Below are 14,799 nucleotides of genomic sequence, written 5' to 3'. Positions count from 1 at the left end.
TGTGTGAAGTTCCTATCCGTAACCGGCGGGGGCTCCGCCCGGGGCCCCGGGTGCGCACCCGGGGCCGCGGACGTTCCCCCGTCAGTCCGTCAGACCACGGCCTCCATCCGCGTCAGCTCGGACAGCCGCTCCGACCACTGTCCCTTCGCGGTGCCCAACGCCACTTCGGCCAGTCGCAGCAACTGGACGTCGGAGGTGCCGGCGGGCGCGAAGATGTGGTGCGCGTCCCGCAGGTACCGTTCGATGGGGCGGTCGGTGAACAGCCCGGACGCCGCGTGGATCTCCATCGCGTTGCGTGCCGAGTCGAGCGCCGACTCGACGTTGACCAGCTTCGCGTTCATCAGCTCGGCGTCGCACGGCAGCCCCTGGTCCAGCAGATGCACCGCGTGGTACGCGGCGAGCCGGGCCGTCATCAGCCGGGACTGCAACTGGCCCAACTTCAGCTTGACCGACGGCAGCTCGTGCAGCGGCTTGCCGTAGCGGTGGCGCTCGGCGCAGAACCTCGTGGTCTCCTCCAGGATCGCCCGGTGCAGACCGAGCGAGACGGCGGTGAGGTTGGCCCGACCGTACAGAACGCTGGAGGAGTACGCGACGGCGAGCCCGTCGCCCTCCTCGCCGAGCCGGTTGTCCACCGGCACCCGGCAGTTGTCGAAGAACAGCTCACCGAAGCTGAATCCGTGCAGGCCCATCGTCGGCTTCTGCTCGCCGATGCGGAAGCCGGGCCGGTCCGACTCCACGAGGAACGCGGTCAGCCCCCCGGACCCCGGCCCTGTCCGTACGACGACTCCGTGCAGATCGCCGACGTGACTGTTGCCGACATACACCTTTCGGCCATTGATGACGTACTCGTCGCCCACGCGTTCGGCGGTCGCGCTCATGCCCAGGACATGCCCACCCGACTCCGGTTCCGTGACCGCGATCGTGGGCAGACACTCGCCCGCGGCGATCGCGGGGAGCCAGGCCTTCTTCTGCTCCTCGCTGCCGAAGTGGACGATCTTGGCGGCGCCCAGCTGGGAGGCCTGCACCATCGCCCCCATGGCGCCGCTGACGCGCGACAGTTCCTCGATGATGATGGTCTTGGCGAGGTGGCCGACACCCATCCCGCCGTACGCCTCGCTGATTGTCGCTCCGAGCCAGCCCTGCCGGGCGATCAGCCGGGACAGCTCGCGGTGGACCGTGCGGGCCGCCTCCATGGCGGGAATCCGCGGACGGACCTCACACTCCGCGAAGTGCCGGACGTGGTCCCGGAGCTGATGATGCAGTCGACTGGCGAAGTACCCGTCCATCGCGAGCCCTCCTCTGCGAATCGCCTGCTCGTGCGAGTGTTCGAGCAGGTGGTGCATCGGCGTGGTCCCGTCCCGTAACAGGCCGACCACCTCATGGTGTTGATCCATTTCAGGCGATACAAGATCATTGTCAACTTTGACCAAAACTGGGTCCGTTGACGTTTGATTGGGACTGTGTTTCGAGTGGTAGTGGCCAGTCCGGTCCCATCCACAGGGTGTGCCCATGATGCAACTTTCTGCCACATGCCAACGGCAAAGGTTTCGTGGGCATGTGGCACTCAGGGACAGCTCACCGGCCCCGAACCTGCTCGACAGTGCCGAACGTGCACGGCAGAGCTTCGCCGGTCGCGCCCCAGGGGCCGCACCGGGCCCGGTTCTGACGGCACGGCGTACGGGTGTGCCACCCGGCGTACACGAACGAGCCGGGCGCCGTCGTGCACGGAAGGCGCCGCCGTCGGGCCCGCCGCTCCCCTACGTCGACGGCCGGCCGGCGTACCACGGCCGGTGGTCGTGCCGAGTACGCCCGGGGCGTAGCGTGGAGGGAGAAGCCGCCTCACGAGGAGGCCGTCATGGCCGCTGTCGACGAGATCGCGCCGGACATCTTTCGCATCAACATGATGACCGTGCCGGACGAGGACTTCAGTACCAGCTTCTTCGTGATCAGGGACGAGGCCCCCACGCTCGTCGAAACGGGCTTCCGCCGGGCGTACGAGGAGACGCACGACGCCGTCGCCGCCGTCATCGATCCGACCACCCTGCGCTACCTCGTCGTCCCGCACCTGGAAGGCGACGAATGCGGCGCGCTCAATCCCTTCCTCGCGCAGGCCCCGCACGCCGTACCCGTCGGCAGCCCGATCGGGGTGGCCCTCAATCTCTCCGACTTCGCGGACCGCGAGCCCCGCGCCGTTGACGCGGACACCGAACTCGACCTCGGAGAGCACAAGCTCCGCTTCCTGATCACGCCGTACGTGCACACATGGGAGTCGATGCTGCCGTACGACGTCACGAGCGGAACGGTCTTCTGCTCGGACGTGTTCATCGGCCCGGAGGGCAGGCGCGCCGTCACGGACGCGGATCAGACGGACGCGATGGTGCGGATGTACCGGACGGTCGGCATCTTTCCGTCACGGGCACACCTGAACCACGCGCTGGACAAGATCGAGGCGGTCCACCCGCAGACGCTCGCCTGCCACCACGGGAGCGTGAAGGCGGGGAACATCGCCACCTATCTTCAGGTGCTGCGCGAGACCGATGTCACCGGCGTGACCGAGTGGAACCCGATGCTGGAGCCTCCGGGCAGCTGAGTGGAGTGCGACTCGGTCGACCGGTCCGAGCAGGACAGCCGGCCCAGAACGTCCCGTCTGATTCCCGCCAGTACATCGCGCCCTGCTGCGCCAGGCTGAACGGCATGACCGGCACCCACCAGCCCCAGCCCATCACCCCCACCGCCCTGAAGGAGCTCCGCGTGCGCGACGACGCCGGGCGTCCGCTCCGTCCGTACGTGGACGAGGAAGGCGGCGACCCGCTCCGTTGCTGCCTGCGACTCAGCGCCGCGGGCGACCGGATCGCCCTCGTCTCGTACGCCCCGCTGCGCCGCTGGGCGGCGCGGACCGGCGCCGAGCCCGGGGCGTACGACGAGCAGGGGCCGGTCTTCATCCACGCCGAGGACTGCGGCGGGCCGGACCCGGACAGCACCGGCTACCCGTGGGCCCGCCCCGGCGCCCTGCGTGCCTTCCGCCGCTACGACAGCCGAGGACACATCATCGGCGGCCGCATGGTGGAGCTGCCCGAGGACGCCGACGCGGCCTTCGGCCGCGCCCTCGACGAGGCCTTCGCCGCCCCGGACACCGCCCAGGTCCACGTGCGGGCTGTCGAATACGGCTGTTACCACTTCCGCGTGGACCGGCCCTGAAAGGGCTGAGTCCGAGCGGAGACTCCCACCTCGGAATTCAGCCCCGGAATCAGCCTGAGAATCCTGGATCCGGGATATCCTCCCGAATATGAGAGACGACGTCGAGGGCGGCGGGGACGGCGACCCCGTAGACGCGCGACTGGCCAGGCGGCTCGCCGAGCTGCGGGCCGAGCGCGGCTGGTCGCTGGACGAGCTGGCACAGCGCAGCGGCGTCAGCCGCTCCACCCTGTCCCGTGTCGAGCGCGGGGAGATCAGCCCCACGACCTCCCTGCTCGGCAAGCTGTGCGCGGTGCACGGCCGCACGATGTCGCAGCTGCTCAGTGAGGTCGAGGCGGAACCGGCCCGGCTGGTGCGGGCCGCGGACCAGACGGTCTGGACGGACGACGCCACCGGCTTCGTGCGCCGCTCCGTATCCCCGCCGCACTCCACGTTGCGTGCCGAAGTCGTGGAAGGGTGGCTCACGGCGGGCGCGGACGTCGCGTACGAGAGGCCTCCCGTGCCCGGGATGGAGCAGCACATCTGGGTGCTGGAGGGCGCGGTCGAGATCACCGTCGGCGACGAGACACATGAGCTGCGCGCGGGCGACTGCCTGCGGTTCAGGCTCTGGGGGCCGACACGCTTTCGCTGCCCCGGCCCCGAGCCCGTCCGTTACGCCGTGGTGGTGGTACTGCCATGACCGCCGACGTCATATCGCCGGTGTCCGCCCCCGAACTGGACTCGATCGCCCCGCACTTGGCGGAGCTGCTCGTCGACGCCGTCGACGCGGGCGCCTCGGTGGGCTTCCTCGCGCCGCTCGACCGCGCCGCGGCGGAGACCTGGTGGCGTACGCACGCGGCCGCGATCGCGGACGGCAGCCGAGCACTTTGGACGGCCCGCACCGGCGGCGGCCGGATCACCGGCACCATCAGCCTCGGGTTCGCCACCTACCCCAACGGCCGGCACCGCGCCGAGATCGCGAAACTGCTCGTCCACCGCGATGCCCGCGGCCGTGGCCTCGGCCGCACACTCCTCGCCACCGCGGAGCGCGCGGCGGCCGCGGCCGGAGCCACCCTGCTGCATCTGGACACCGAGACAGGCAGCCCCGCCGAGGCCCTCTATCGATCGGCCGGGTGGACGGAGGCCGGGATGATCCCCGACTACGCCGCCAACCCGTCGGGTGAGCTGCACCCGACCACGCTGTTCTTCAAGAAGCTGCCGCGTCAGTAGCGCAGCCGCGACAGATCTCCGGGCGGGTCTTCTCCGTGCCGGGCGCGAACGGATTCCGGTCCCATGGGGGTAAGTGGGGGAGCGGAGGGCGATTGTCAGTGGTGCGTCGTACGGTCTTCTCATGGCCAACGCCGACGACGTACGCAGGATCGCGCTCGCGCTGCCCGGGGCGGTGGAGAAGCTCGCGTGGGGCATGCCCACGTTCCGGGCCGGGGCGGGCGGAAAGATCTTCGCCTCGCTCGACGACGACGATCGGGCGATTGGGGTCAAGTGCCCCAAGGAGGACCGCGAGGAGCTGATCGCCGCCGAGCCGGACAAGTTCTTCATACGTCAGGGCCACGACGACAACTTCGCCTGGCTGAGGGTCCGGCTCGGCGCGCTGGAGGGCGACGACGAGCTGTACGCGATCCTGCTCGATTCCTGGCGCCAGGCGGCGCCGCGCAAACTGCTCGACGCGCACCCGGAGTTGGGAGAACCGCCGACGTGGTGAACGGGCAGCCCGGGGGCGGCCTTTCGCCGGGTGGTTCGTACGCGTAATGCCGCGTGCCTGCGTGCCTGCGTGCCTGCGTGCCCGCGTGCCCGCGTTCCTCAGCGGGAGAGGAATCCGGCGATCCGCTCCCGCAGGCCCGCCGGGTCCAGGCCGTGCGCGGCCAGGTGCTCGTCGATCCGGCCGTAGCGCCGCAGCTCCTGCCGGGCGACACCCAGGCCGAGCACCCGGTGCGGGACATCGGCGAGCGCGTCATTGGCGGCGGTCGTGGACGTCCCGGCGAGGTACGGCTCGACGATCACCACGTCCGCGGCTCGGTCACCGGCCGCCCGGCGCAGCGCCGCGGCGTCGAAGGGGCGCACGGTCGTCGCGTACAGCACGGTCACGTCCAGGCCCCGGGTCGCCGCCAGGACGTTGTCCAGCAGTGGGCCGACCGCGATCACGACCCCGCCGCGCCCCTCCCGCACGGTCAGGAACCGGGCGCCGTCCACCGCCATGGCCTGCTCGTTGGACTGCAGCGACAGCCGTACGTACACCCGGTCGTCCCCGGCGGCAGCGGCGTGCCGCAGCAGGGTCTCGGCCTCGTCCGGGTGCCCCGGCACATGCACGGTCCAGCCGTCGAGAGTGTCGAGCAGCGCTACATCGCCCGGCGCCATGTGCGTGAAACCGCCGGCGGGCCAGTCGTACGACGCCCCCGCACTCACGAGCACGCCGCCCACCCCCTGGTGCCCGAAGTCCAGCTTGACCTGCTCGAACGGCCGCTCCACCAGAAAGCTGGCGAAGGTGTGCACAACCGGTCGCATTCCGGTCAGCGCCAGCCCGCCGCCGACGCCGATCATCAGTTGCTCGCGGATGCCGACGTTGATCACCCTGTCGGGGTGCGCCCGCTCGGCCTGCTGGAACCCGTCTCTGCTGATCTCCGCCAGCACCAGGGCGAGCCTCGGATCCTCGTCCAGCAGTCGCGACGTGGTGGAGATGAAGCGGTCACGCATCGTATCCATGATCAATGTCTCCTCTGAAGGGGCAGGGAAGGGCCGGGCGGGGTGGGGCTGGTCAGGCGTTCTTGGGTTCGACCCGGGCGACGACCGCCCGTGGCCGCCCCGTGTGCGGCGCGGTGAAGGCCTTGTACAGCGCCTCGTGATCCCTGCCGTCCACGGTCTCGGCCGACCAGCCGGCCGCCTCGAAGCGCGACGCGATGCCGCCGGGCCAGCCGTACGTCGCCGACGCGTTGTCGATCACCACTGTGTGCAGCTGCTCCAGGCCGGCGGGGCCCGCGTACGCGATGGCCTCGTGATTGCTGCCCTCGTCCAGCTCGGCGTCCCCGATCAGCACCCACACCCGCGGATCGGTCAGCCCCTGGGCCCGCAGCCCCAGCACCGTCCCGACGGCGAGCGGCAGCCCGTGCCCGAGCGACCCGCTCCCGATCTCGGCCCCGGGCACGAGCATGCGGTCCGGGTGGTGCCCGAGCGGAGAGTCGTACGACCCGAAGCCCGTCAGCAGCTCCTCGCCGAAGAAGCCCTTGGCCGCGAGGACGGCGTAGTACGCCATCGGCCCGTGCCCCTTCGACAACAGGAACCGGTCCCGACCGGCCGCGCCGGACGACTCCGGCGCAACCCGCAGCACCCGGTCGTACAGCACCCAGAGTGCGTCGAGGGTCGAAGTCGCGGCGGGCCCGTGCTTCTCGTCGCCCGTCATCAGGGCCATGAGGCGGCTCAGGTCCTGGTGGTCACGTGTTGAGGTGAGTCCCGTAGGTGTCATGTCCCCACGGTGCAACTTAAACCGCACTTGAGGTCAACAGGCAAACGGTTCGTGACCACCAGGGGAAGTGCGGTATGGTTCTCGTGCGCGATCGGCCGGGGGAAACCCCAGGTCAGACGGGCATCGGGACGTGGCGCAGCTTGGTAGCGCACTTGACTGGGGGTCAAGGGGTCGCAGGTTCAAATCCTGTCGTCCCGACTTTTCGAAGTCGGAGATCAAGGGCCGTTTCAGAGCGATCTGAAACGGCCCTTGACCGTTTTTAGGGACCATTCGGGACCAACTCGCCTTGACCGGTCAGCGGGCGACCACGATGGGGCTCGGCAAGGACCTGGGAGCTCGGAGCGCGCTGAGCTGTGCTGAGAGGGCGGCGCCGGCGTCGGTGATCTTGTGCACGTTGGGGTGCGGATATCGCTGAGTGGTGGTGCGGCCACGAGTGCGTTGGCCGGCTCGACGAGCGTCTCCCAGTCGGGTGGCGCCGGCGCTGTCAATGAGGCTTTCTCGGCCTTGCGGGACATGGGTGTTCCTCACGTCCGCTTCGGCACGCCTGCGTGCTTGACGCGGAATCAGGAGTCACGACGCATGCCATCGTCCATCGCTTGGTTCCGGTGCCGGCACCGGTCTCCTCGCGGGTGGGGCTTCGCGCGCCGCCGTCAGGGGGGCGTCACCCGCCGGGCATCCAACGCCCCGAAGCCCCCCGCCGGCGGCCCGTTCCCTGTGGTGCAGTCCAAGAATCCCGCCCCGGTCGGTGCGTTCCTCGCGGGGAAACTGCTCTCCCGCACGGTCCTTGGCCACCTTTTCCGCCGTGTCGGCGGATCGGTGCTCGTCTCGGCGGTGAAGGGTGCAGGTGACTGCACCACCCGGCTCGCGGACTGACGCAGCCTCCTGTCGCCCGGCCGGGAATCCCGACCGGGCCAGTCTCGCGCGCGCCGTAGCCGCGCCACGGCAAGGGGGGAGTGGGCGTCTGCTGACGGCAGGCCCGCCGCCCGCGACCGCTTTGCCGTCGTCGGTGGACGGGCCGCTCGTGTGACAGCTGTCGCACACCTTCATAAATACCCCCCTGGGTATCTCTGCTACCGTGGATCCAGATACCCCGGGGGGTAAATGTGCGATGAGGGAGAGTGCCGTGTTCTTTGCCGACATCCTGGAGACCGAAGGGCTGGGCAACCGCAGCTACCTGGCCGGGGGTGCTGCTGCGGCGGTGGTGGTGGACCCGCCTCGGGACATCGACCGGGTGATCGCTGCGGCCGCGCGGCGTGGAGTGCGGATCGCGGTGGTCGCGGAGACGCACGTCCATAACGACTACGTCACCGGGGGCCTGGAGCTGGCTCGGCTGACCGGTGCCCGCTACCTGGTGCCTGCCGCGGCGTCGGTGGCGTATGAGCGGGTTCCCATGTCCGACGGGGATGTGGAGGAAGTTGCCGAGGGCCTCGTGCTGCGGCCGTGGCAACTCCGGGCCACACTCCGCACCACACGTCCTACGTGTTGGAGGACGACGGGCAGGCCGTGGCCGCGTTCACGGGCGGGTCGCTGTTGATCGGCAGTGTCGGGCGGCCGGATCTGGTGGAGCCGCGGCTGACCGAGCAGTTGGCCCGGGCCCAGCATGCCTCCGCGCGCCGCCTCGCGGCGGAGCTGGACGATGAGGTGGCGGTGATGCCCACCCATGGGTTCGGCAGCTTCTGCTCCTCCACCCAGGCCGGCGGGCCGCGCAGCACCATCGGTGCGGAGAAGGCGTCCAACCCTGCGCTCGTTCAGGATGTGGAGACGTTCGTCAAGGAGCTGTTGGCCGGGCTGGACGACGTGCCGGCGTACTACGCGCACATGGGCCCGGCCAACGCCGCAGGTCCCGCACCAGTGGACCTGACCGCGTCGCGGCGCGCCGACGCGAGCGAGATCGCGGGTCGTCTGGCGGCGGGCGAGTGGGTCGTCGATCTGCGCAGCCGGGTGGCTTTCGCCGAGGGGCATGTGGCTGGTTCGTTCAACTTCGAGGTCCAGGGGCAGCTGGCTACCTATCTGGCATGGATGATCCCGTGGGGCAAGCCGGTGACGCTGCTGGCAGAGAGCGCCGAGGACGTCTCCCGCGCTCAGCGGGAGCTGGCCCGGGTGGGCATCGACCGCCCGGCCGCAGCCGCCGTCGGCTCTCCGGCCGACTGGGTCACCGGGCAGGACGGGCCGGCGTCGTTCCCGCGGGCGACGTTCGCCGACCTGGCCGCGGCGCGCGAGCGGGGTGAGGACGTGGTGGTCCTGGATGTGCGCCGCGCCGGCGAGCGGGTCGGCGGCTGGATCGAGGGCAGCGTGCACGTCCCCGTCCACCAGGTCCATCAGCGCCTGGACGAGGTGCCCACGGGCACGGTGTGGGTGCACTGCGCGGGCGGGATGCGCGCGGCGATCGCCGCCTCCGTGCTGGACGCCGCAGGCCGTGACGTGGTGGCCATCGACGACGGCTACGCAGCCACCGCCGACGCCGGTCTCGTGCTGGCCACGGCCGCCCAGAACTAACCCTCCAACCTCGTCTGCCGGGCCGTCGGCGGTCCGGCGGACGAGGAGCACCCAAGGATTACGCGCGATGCTCTTCTCCCGAAGCGGCCCAGGCCGTATCACCCCATCTGAAGCCCAACGCCTGATCCGGCAAGGTACGGCCGTGCTGCCCGGCGTCCGTGAGACGGACGAATACCAGGCCGGTCACGCGCCCGGTGCGCTGTATGTGCCGCTGTCGCGGCCGGCAGCCGTTGCGACGGATATGCCGGGCGGCCAGGACGGGCGCAGCCTGGTGCTGATCTGCCGTTCGGGCAACCGTTCCCGGCAGGCCGCGCGGCTACTGGCCGAGAGCGGTGCGGAGGCGGTGGACGTCACCGGTGGCATGATCGCCTGGGCCGGAGGGCTGCCCGTCCAGGACGCGCACGGGCAGGCGGGCACCGTCATATGACCGCGCTCGTCCTCGCCCTGCTTGCCGGGGCGCTGGTCGGCCTGGCGCTGGGCTCGCTGGGGGCGGGCGGCAGCATCCTGGCCGTCCCTGCTCTGATCCACCTGCTCGGTTTCAGCCCGGCGGAGGCGACCACCGCCAGCCTGGTCATCGTGATCGTCACCTCGGCCACCGCCCTGGTGGCTCATGCCCGAGCCGGGAAGGTGCGCTGGCGGGCCGGACTGTTGTTCGCAGCGGCCGGACTTCTGCCCGCCGCCGCGGCCGGTGTTCTGTCCGCGCACATCCCCGCCACCGTGCTGACTCTCGCTTTCGCGGCCCTGGCCGTGCCGGCGGGCCTGCGGATGCTGCGCCACCGTGTGCCGCCCGAGAACGCGACGGTGTCCCGCCCCCGTGTGGCGGTCGCGGGGGCCGGACTGGGCGCCGTGACCGGCTTTCTCGGGGTCGGCGGCGGCTTCCTTGCGGTGCCCGCACTGGTGGCCGTGCTCGCCGTGCCCATGAGTGCGGCCGTGGGCACCAGCCTGCTGGTCATCATCGCCAACGCGCTGGTCGCCCTCGCGGCGCGCACGACCACCGAGGTCAGCCTCGACTGGGCGCTGATCATGCCGTTCATCGCGGCGACAGTCCTTGGGGCCTGGGACGGCAAGCGGCTGGCCGCGAAGGTCGCACCCGTCGCCTCGCAGCGGGTCTTCGGTGCCCTGCTGCTGGCCGTGGCCACAGCGATGGCCGCCGATGTGGTGCTGTGAACCAGCCGTGGCCGTGCCCTTCGGCGCTAGGCCAGGGACAAGAACAGCTTCTCCAGCCGGGCCCGCATCTGCGCGGAGTCCCGGACCTCCGGGTCCTCGCTGGTCATGCACTGCTGCAGCCCCGTCGCGATGATCGAGAATCCGGCCCTGTCCAGCGCCTTGGAGACCGCGGACAGCTGCGTGACGACGTCCTCGCAGTCCCGGCCCTCCTCGATCATCTTGATCACTCCCGCGAGCTGACCCTGCGCCCGCCGTAGCCGGTTCAGTGCCGACTTCAGCTCCTCGGCGCTCATGTCGAGTTGCACACCATCCTCCTCACATACCCCTGCGGGTATCTTACCGTGGGGGGAAATCACCCAGTTAGGTATTCGCTCCATGACCACCGCCGCACTGACTCCCGCCCAGGCCACCGGACGTTTTGGTGAGTTCACCGTCATCGACGTCCGCGCCCCCGGCGAGTACGCCGCCGGCCATCTGCCCGGCGCCCACAACATCCCTCTCGACCGCCTGGCCGAGGCCGCCGACGTCCTGAGGGCGGCCGCGGCCCGTACGCCGCTCCTCATCGTGTGCGCCTCCGGGGCCCGTTCCACCAAGGGCTGCGCTCAGCTCGCCGACCTCGGCATCGGCGCCATCACACTGGAGGGCGGTACGGCGGCATGGGCCGCTGCCGGCCATGAGGTCGAACGTCCCGCCGGTGCACGCGCCGTCTGGCCCATGGACCGCCAGGTCCGCCTCGCGGCCGGCGCCCTGGTTCTCGCCGGCTTCCTGGCCGGCCTCGCCTGGACGCCCGCGCACTGGCTGTCCGGTGCCGTCGGTGCCGGACTGGTCTTCTCCGGTGTGACCAACACGTGCGGCATGGCCGCCGTCCTGGCCAAGCTGCCCCACAACCGCCCTGGCAAGGGCACGATCTCCCTGGAGCAGACCCTGCAGCGTCTGGCCGACTGAGGCGCGCTGTCGCTGGTGACCCCGCCCCGGCAGTGCGCCGGGGCGGTGGCGCGTGCGGCGGCCTGGACGAGGAAGGGCTGCACGAGGTGAGTGCGGCGAGCCACAGGGCGACCGCCACGGCCATCGTGATCAAGCTGGTTGCGGTGATGGTTGCGACACCCGGCGCTGAGCGAGCGCGCCTCGCCGACGGCGGTGATCCGACGGGTTCCCGCGCGCCCGCTACGCCCGTGCTCGCCGATCCGTGAGGCCGGGCTCGGGCCGGGGCGGCTCGGAGTCGTGGGTGCCCGAGGGGCGGAAGGGCTCGGCAAGCTGGTCCAGGTAGGCGGTGGGGTAGTTCGGTTTGGCGGCCATGCCGAGGTGGTCGGAGGAGAAGCGGCGGGTGGGGTCGTAGGAGAAGGTGCCGAGCAGGTGGTCCCAGATCAGCGTGAACAGACCGAAGTTGACGTCCCCGATGCCGGCCCACTTGAGGTGGTGGAAGCGATGGCCCTCGTTCAGGGCGAGCACGTACGTGAGCGGCCCTGTGTGGTAGTCGGCGTTGGAGTGCTGGAGCAGCAGCTGTACGGCCACGGCCAGGGCGAGCGCGGAGGCCACGCCGACAGGCATGCCGATCACCAGCAGGGGCGCGACCCCGGCGATCATCTCCAGCGTCTGGTGCAGGGGGTGCTTCATCAGCCCGTTCAGGCCGTAGAAGCGTTTGACGGAGTGGTGGACGGCGTGGAAGCGCCACAGCACGCCGATCCTGTGGCTGGCGTAGTGGACCAGGGTGATCCCCAGGTCGGCGACGAGCACGGCGGCCAGGACCTGTACGGCGAACGGCCAGGAGTGGGGCCACAGGTCGGCCGCGGTGACCGTCGCGGCCAGCAGCGGGATGGCGGCCACGCTGATGAGCAGCAGGGATTCGTTGACGAAGGCGTGCGCGACGTCGCGCCGCCCGTCCCCGGACAGCGAGGTGTTCCAGGTGTCCTCGTAGGGCAGCAGGCGTTCGGCGGCGAACGAGCAGCCGATGGCCAGGAGCAGCAGCCCGAGCAGCCAGAGTTTGGAGGCGCCGGCGGCGGTCAGGGCGATTCCGGCGCCGTTGACGCCGAGGAGCATGAACGGAGCGTAGCCGTAGCGGATCAAGGTGCGGTACATGCCGTCCAGGCTGGTGGAGATACGGGCGGCCGGGCTTGGACGGATCCGCTGACCTCGCCGGGTGCGCGGCCCGGTCGTCCTCAGGGCGTGGCGGGGGACAGGGCGGCGAGCAGGTGCGAGGGTGCCAGGCCGAACATCTCCCGGGTGACCCGGGTCAGGTGGGAGCTGTCGGCGAAGCCGGCGCCGTGTGCGGCCCGCGTGAGGCTGGCACCGCCCGCCGCCAGTTCGATGGCGCGGCGCAGCCGGGCCCAGCGCAGATAGGCGGGGAACGGCAGGGCGAGCTCGGAGGCGAACAGGTGGCCGAGTCGGCTGGTCGAGATCCCTGCCGCGCCGGCCAGGTCGGTGAGCCGGACCGGGCCGTGCAGCAGCTGCGGCAGCGCCCGCAGAGCGTGTTCCAGTGCAGGGTGCCGACCGTGAGCGGGTGTGCTCCAGCCCCGTACCAACGCGGCCGCGTCCGGCCCCGGAACGCCGGGCGGGCCGACCGCGCGGAGCGCGGCGGGCGGGAGCAGGGCACGGGCGGCGGCCTCCCACTGCTCCACGCGGTCGTGGTGCGGGCCGGTCGGACGGGCGGTCAGACGGCGGCCCGCGCCGCCGGCGGGGTCGAGGTAGAGCAGCGCGGCTCGCGCGCCCGGGCCGGCATGCAGGGCGTGCCGGACGCGGGTGGGGATGATCGCGGCCCGGACCGGGCGGCGCACCTGGTGAGGGTCGGTCAACTCCACCACGCCGTCGGTGACGATCAGGACCTGCACGGCGGCGTGGGCGTGCGCGCCGGTGGAGCCGGCCGCGCCCGTGAAGGCCAGCCAGCCGGGTCGTACCAGGGTCGTGCCGCGCCACCCGCCTGCTGGGACGGTCCGATCTGGATCATCAGGCCGGGTCATCGCCGCCCCGGGGTGTCCGGGGGCCCCGGCGGTACGGGCCGAAAAGCCGACGGGTGCCTCCTGACCCGCACCGATCCGGTCATCCCAGGTCTCTCCCGGTCCCGCTCGTACGGTCTGCGCGACATCGCCATGCGTCTCATCATCACCACCGGCAGAAATGCGGGCCTCCACCCGTCCCCTGGCGACCTTTATACGGATGCCGGCAGCGGGACAGGGGCCGCCGCTCGGTGCGTGATCGGGGCGGGATGCGCGACGGATGGCGGGTGACCCCCGCGGGTGACGGCCATGAGGATGTCCGGCATGGATCCCGAACTCGAAGCATTCATCCCGTTCCTCCCGCAGATCGACATCAACGACCCGGTCACCGCGCGCAAGATGCTCGCCGAGCGTGCCGCTGCGGCGTCGGCACTGGACACCTCGGACATGGAGGTCGAGGACCGCATGGTGCCCGCCGATCCGGACGTGCCGGTACGGGTCTACCGCCCGCACCGGACGCACGGCGGCGCCATCGTCTGGCTGCACGGTGGTGGCGGAGTCTTCGGCGACCTGGACACCGAGCACCCGTGGGCCGCCCGGATCGCGGATCTCTCCGGCGCCGTGGTGATCTCGGTGGGCTACCGCCTGGCGCCCGAGCACCCGTTCCCGGCCGCCTTCGACGACGCCTACGCCGTACTGACCTGGACGGCCGAGCACGCGGCCGAGCTCGGCATCGACCCGGACCGGATCGCGGTCGGGGGCCACAGCGCCGGCGGAGGGCTCGCGGCCGCGGTGGCGTTGCGGGCCCGTGACGAGCAGGGCCCGCCGATCCGTTTCCAACTGCTCAACGAGCCCGGCCTCGACGACCGGCAACAGACGTGGTCACGCCGCGACTTCACCGATGTGCCCTGGTTCAACAGCGACCGGATCGCCGCAGCGTGGCGGCACTACCTGGGTGCCACGCCCGCCACGGCGTACGCCGCCCCGGCCCGCGCCGCCGACCTGTCCGGCCTGCCGCCCGCCTATATCGCCACCGCGGAGTTCTGCCCGAACCGCGACGAGGACATCGCCTACGCGCTGAGCCTGCTGCAGGCGGGTGTATCGGTCGAACTCCACCAGTGGCCCGGCACCTTCCACGGGTCGCAGGCGATCATGTCCGCCGCGGTCTCCCAACGGCAGAGTGCCGCGCTGACCGCCGCCCTGCGCCGCGCCCTGACCGCGTGAGGCGGACCGACGGAAACGGGAGAGCGATGACCAGCACCGACCTCACCCATGTGAGGGAGCAGCCCGCGACGGGACGGAACCTGACAGGGCTGCTGCGTCCTTATTACCGCAGCTTCGCGGCCGTGGTGATTTTGCAGGTGGTGGGTGCTGTCGTGGGTCTGGGGCCGTTGTTGGCGGTTGCGGAACTGGGGCGTGTGCTGTTGTCGCCGGGGCCGGTTGATCGTGGTCGTGTCTGGTTGGTGGTGTTTGTGGGTGTGGCCGGGTTGTTCGTCCGGTTGGTGTTCACGGCCGCGTCGTCGGGGGTTGGGCATGTTCTCGATGGCCGGGTGCAGT

At 71.0% G+C, this 14,799-nt stretch carries 16 protein-coding genes, 1 tRNA gene and 2 pseudogenes; 13 read left to right on the top strand and 6 right to left on the bottom strand.

Going from position 1 to position 14,799, the window contains the following annotated elements; all coding sequences use genetic code 11:
* Positions 1 to 89: 89 nt before the first annotated feature.
* Positions 90 to 1,286 carry an acyl-CoA dehydrogenase family protein gene (locus ABT342_RS36960; protein WP_351583609.1) on the bottom strand — a complete coding sequence of 399 codons (1,197 nt, stop codon included), beginning with the start codon at positions 1,284 to 1,286 and terminating at the stop codon, positions 90 to 92.
* Between the two features lie 569 nt (positions 1,287 to 1,855).
* Between ABT342_RS36960 and ABT342_RS36955 the strand changes: the two genes are divergently transcribed.
* The 5 genes from ABT342_RS36955 (at position 1,856) to ABT342_RS36935 (ending at position 4,894) form a co-directional block, all read left to right on the top strand.
* Complete coding sequence (locus ABT342_RS36955) at positions 1,856 to 2,590, top strand: oxygen-binding di-iron domain-containing protein (RefSeq protein WP_351583606.1); 735 nt, start codon at positions 1,856 to 1,858, stop codon at positions 2,588 to 2,590.
* A 104-nt stretch (positions 2,591 to 2,694) separates the two neighbouring features.
* A complete protein-coding gene (locus ABT342_RS36950; protein ID WP_351583603.1) occupies positions 2,695 to 3,198 on the top strand; it encodes a DUF1203 domain-containing protein in 504 nt (167 codons plus the stop codon).
* Positions 3,199 to 3,286: 88 nt separating this feature from the next.
* On the top strand, positions 3,287 to 3,874 hold the full coding sequence (locus ABT342_RS36945; protein WP_351583600.1) for a helix-turn-helix domain-containing protein: 588 nt from the start codon (positions 3,287 to 3,289) through the stop codon (positions 3,872 to 3,874).
* The gene (locus ABT342_RS36940; protein ID WP_351583597.1) at positions 3,871 to 4,404 is read left to right on the top strand and encodes a GNAT family N-acetyltransferase; all 534 of its coding nucleotides are present in this window, start codon (positions 3,871 to 3,873) and stop codon (positions 4,402 to 4,404) included. The genes ABT342_RS36945 and ABT342_RS36940 overlap by 4 nt, the downstream gene beginning before the upstream one ends.
* A gap of 121 nt (positions 4,405 to 4,525) precedes the next feature.
* Complete coding sequence (locus ABT342_RS36935; protein WP_351583594.1) at positions 4,526 to 4,894, top strand: MmcQ/YjbR family DNA-binding protein; 369 nt, start codon at positions 4,526 to 4,528, stop codon at positions 4,892 to 4,894.
* A 98-nt stretch (positions 4,895 to 4,992) separates the two neighbouring features.
* Here ABT342_RS36935 and ABT342_RS36930 read toward each other — a convergent pair whose 3' ends face one another.
* Complete coding sequence (locus ABT342_RS36930; RefSeq protein WP_351583591.1) at positions 4,993 to 5,892, bottom strand: transketolase family protein; 900 nt, start codon at positions 5,890 to 5,892, stop codon at positions 4,993 to 4,995.
* A 52-nt stretch (positions 5,893 to 5,944) separates the two neighbouring features.
* Positions 5,945 to 6,649: a thiamine pyrophosphate-binding protein gene (locus ABT342_RS36925; protein ID WP_351583588.1), complete on the bottom strand. Its 705-nt coding sequence runs from the start codon at positions 6,647 to 6,649 to the stop codon at positions 5,945 to 5,947.
* Positions 6,650 to 6,773: 124 nt separating this feature from the next.
* On the opposite strand from ABT342_RS36925, the gene ABT342_RS36920 reads away from it, so the two are divergent.
* The 5 genes and pseudogenes from ABT342_RS36920 (at position 6,774) to ABT342_RS36900 (ending at position 10,312) form a co-directional block, all read left to right on the top strand.
* Positions 6,774 to 6,847 (top strand) — tRNA-Pro (locus ABT342_RS36920).
* Between the two features lie 519 nt (positions 6,848 to 7,366).
* Positions 7,367 to 7,522, top strand: coding sequence for a hypothetical protein (locus ABT342_RS36915; RefSeq protein WP_351583585.1), 156 nt, complete (start codon positions 7,367 to 7,369; stop codon positions 7,520 to 7,522).
* A 250-nt stretch (positions 7,523 to 7,772) separates the two neighbouring features.
* A pseudogene (locus ABT342_RS36910) lies at positions 7,773 to 9,145 on the top strand (rhodanese-like domain-containing protein).
* A 67-nt stretch (positions 9,146 to 9,212) separates the two neighbouring features.
* On the top strand, positions 9,213 to 9,572 hold the full coding sequence (locus ABT342_RS36905) for a rhodanese-like domain-containing protein (RefSeq protein WP_351583582.1): 360 nt from the start codon (positions 9,213 to 9,215) through the stop codon (positions 9,570 to 9,572).
* A complete protein-coding gene (locus tag ABT342_RS36900) occupies positions 9,569 to 10,312 on the top strand; it encodes a sulfite exporter TauE/SafE family protein (RefSeq protein ID WP_351583580.1) in 744 nt (247 codons plus the stop codon). Before ABT342_RS36905 ends, ABT342_RS36900 begins: the two co-directional genes overlap by 4 nt.
* Before the next feature lie 26 nt (positions 10,313 to 10,338).
* Here the strand turns inward: ABT342_RS36900 and ABT342_RS36895 are convergent, their stop codons facing one another.
* Positions 10,339 to 10,617: a metal-sensitive transcriptional regulator gene (locus ABT342_RS36895; RefSeq protein ID WP_019548565.1), complete on the bottom strand. Its 279-nt coding sequence runs from the start codon at positions 10,615 to 10,617 to the stop codon at positions 10,339 to 10,341.
* 70 nt (positions 10,618 to 10,687) lie between these two features.
* Here ABT342_RS36895 and ABT342_RS36890 point away from each other — a divergent pair, with 70 nt between their 5' ends.
* Entirely contained in the window at positions 10,688 to 11,257 is a 570-nt protein-coding gene (locus tag ABT342_RS36890; protein ID WP_351583576.1) for a rhodanese-like domain-containing protein, read from the top strand.
* 219 nt (positions 11,258 to 11,476) lie between these two features.
* Here the strand turns inward: ABT342_RS36890 and ABT342_RS36885 are convergent, their stop codons facing one another.
* Together ABT342_RS36885 and ABT342_RS36880 are read right to left on the bottom strand one after the other, a co-directional pair.
* A complete protein-coding gene (locus ABT342_RS36885; RefSeq protein ID WP_351583573.1) occupies positions 11,477 to 12,388 on the bottom strand; it encodes a sterol desaturase family protein in 912 nt (303 codons plus the stop codon).
* A gap of 80 nt (positions 12,389 to 12,468) precedes the next feature.
* A complete protein-coding gene (locus ABT342_RS36880) occupies positions 12,469 to 13,266 on the bottom strand; it encodes a helix-turn-helix domain-containing protein (RefSeq protein WP_351583570.1) in 798 nt (265 codons plus the stop codon).
* A 300-nt stretch (positions 13,267 to 13,566) separates the two neighbouring features.
* Between ABT342_RS36880 and ABT342_RS36875 the strand changes: the two genes are divergently transcribed.
* Together ABT342_RS36875 and ABT342_RS36870 are read left to right on the top strand one after the other, a co-directional pair.
* Positions 13,567 to 14,466 carry an alpha/beta hydrolase gene (locus ABT342_RS36875; protein WP_351583567.1) on the top strand — a complete coding sequence of 300 codons (900 nt, stop codon included), beginning with the start codon at positions 13,567 to 13,569 and terminating at the stop codon, positions 14,464 to 14,466.
* A gap of 26 nt (positions 14,467 to 14,492) precedes the next feature.
* Positions 14,493 to 14,799: pseudogene (locus tag ABT342_RS36870) on the top strand (ABC transporter ATP-binding protein); the annotation flags it as partial.

Source organism: Streptomyces sp. NPDC000410 (assembly GCF_040300305.1).
GTDB lineage: Bacteria > Actinomycetota > Actinomycetes > Streptomycetales > Streptomycetaceae > Streptomyces.
This window is presented reverse-complemented; position numbering and strand designations above follow the sequence as displayed.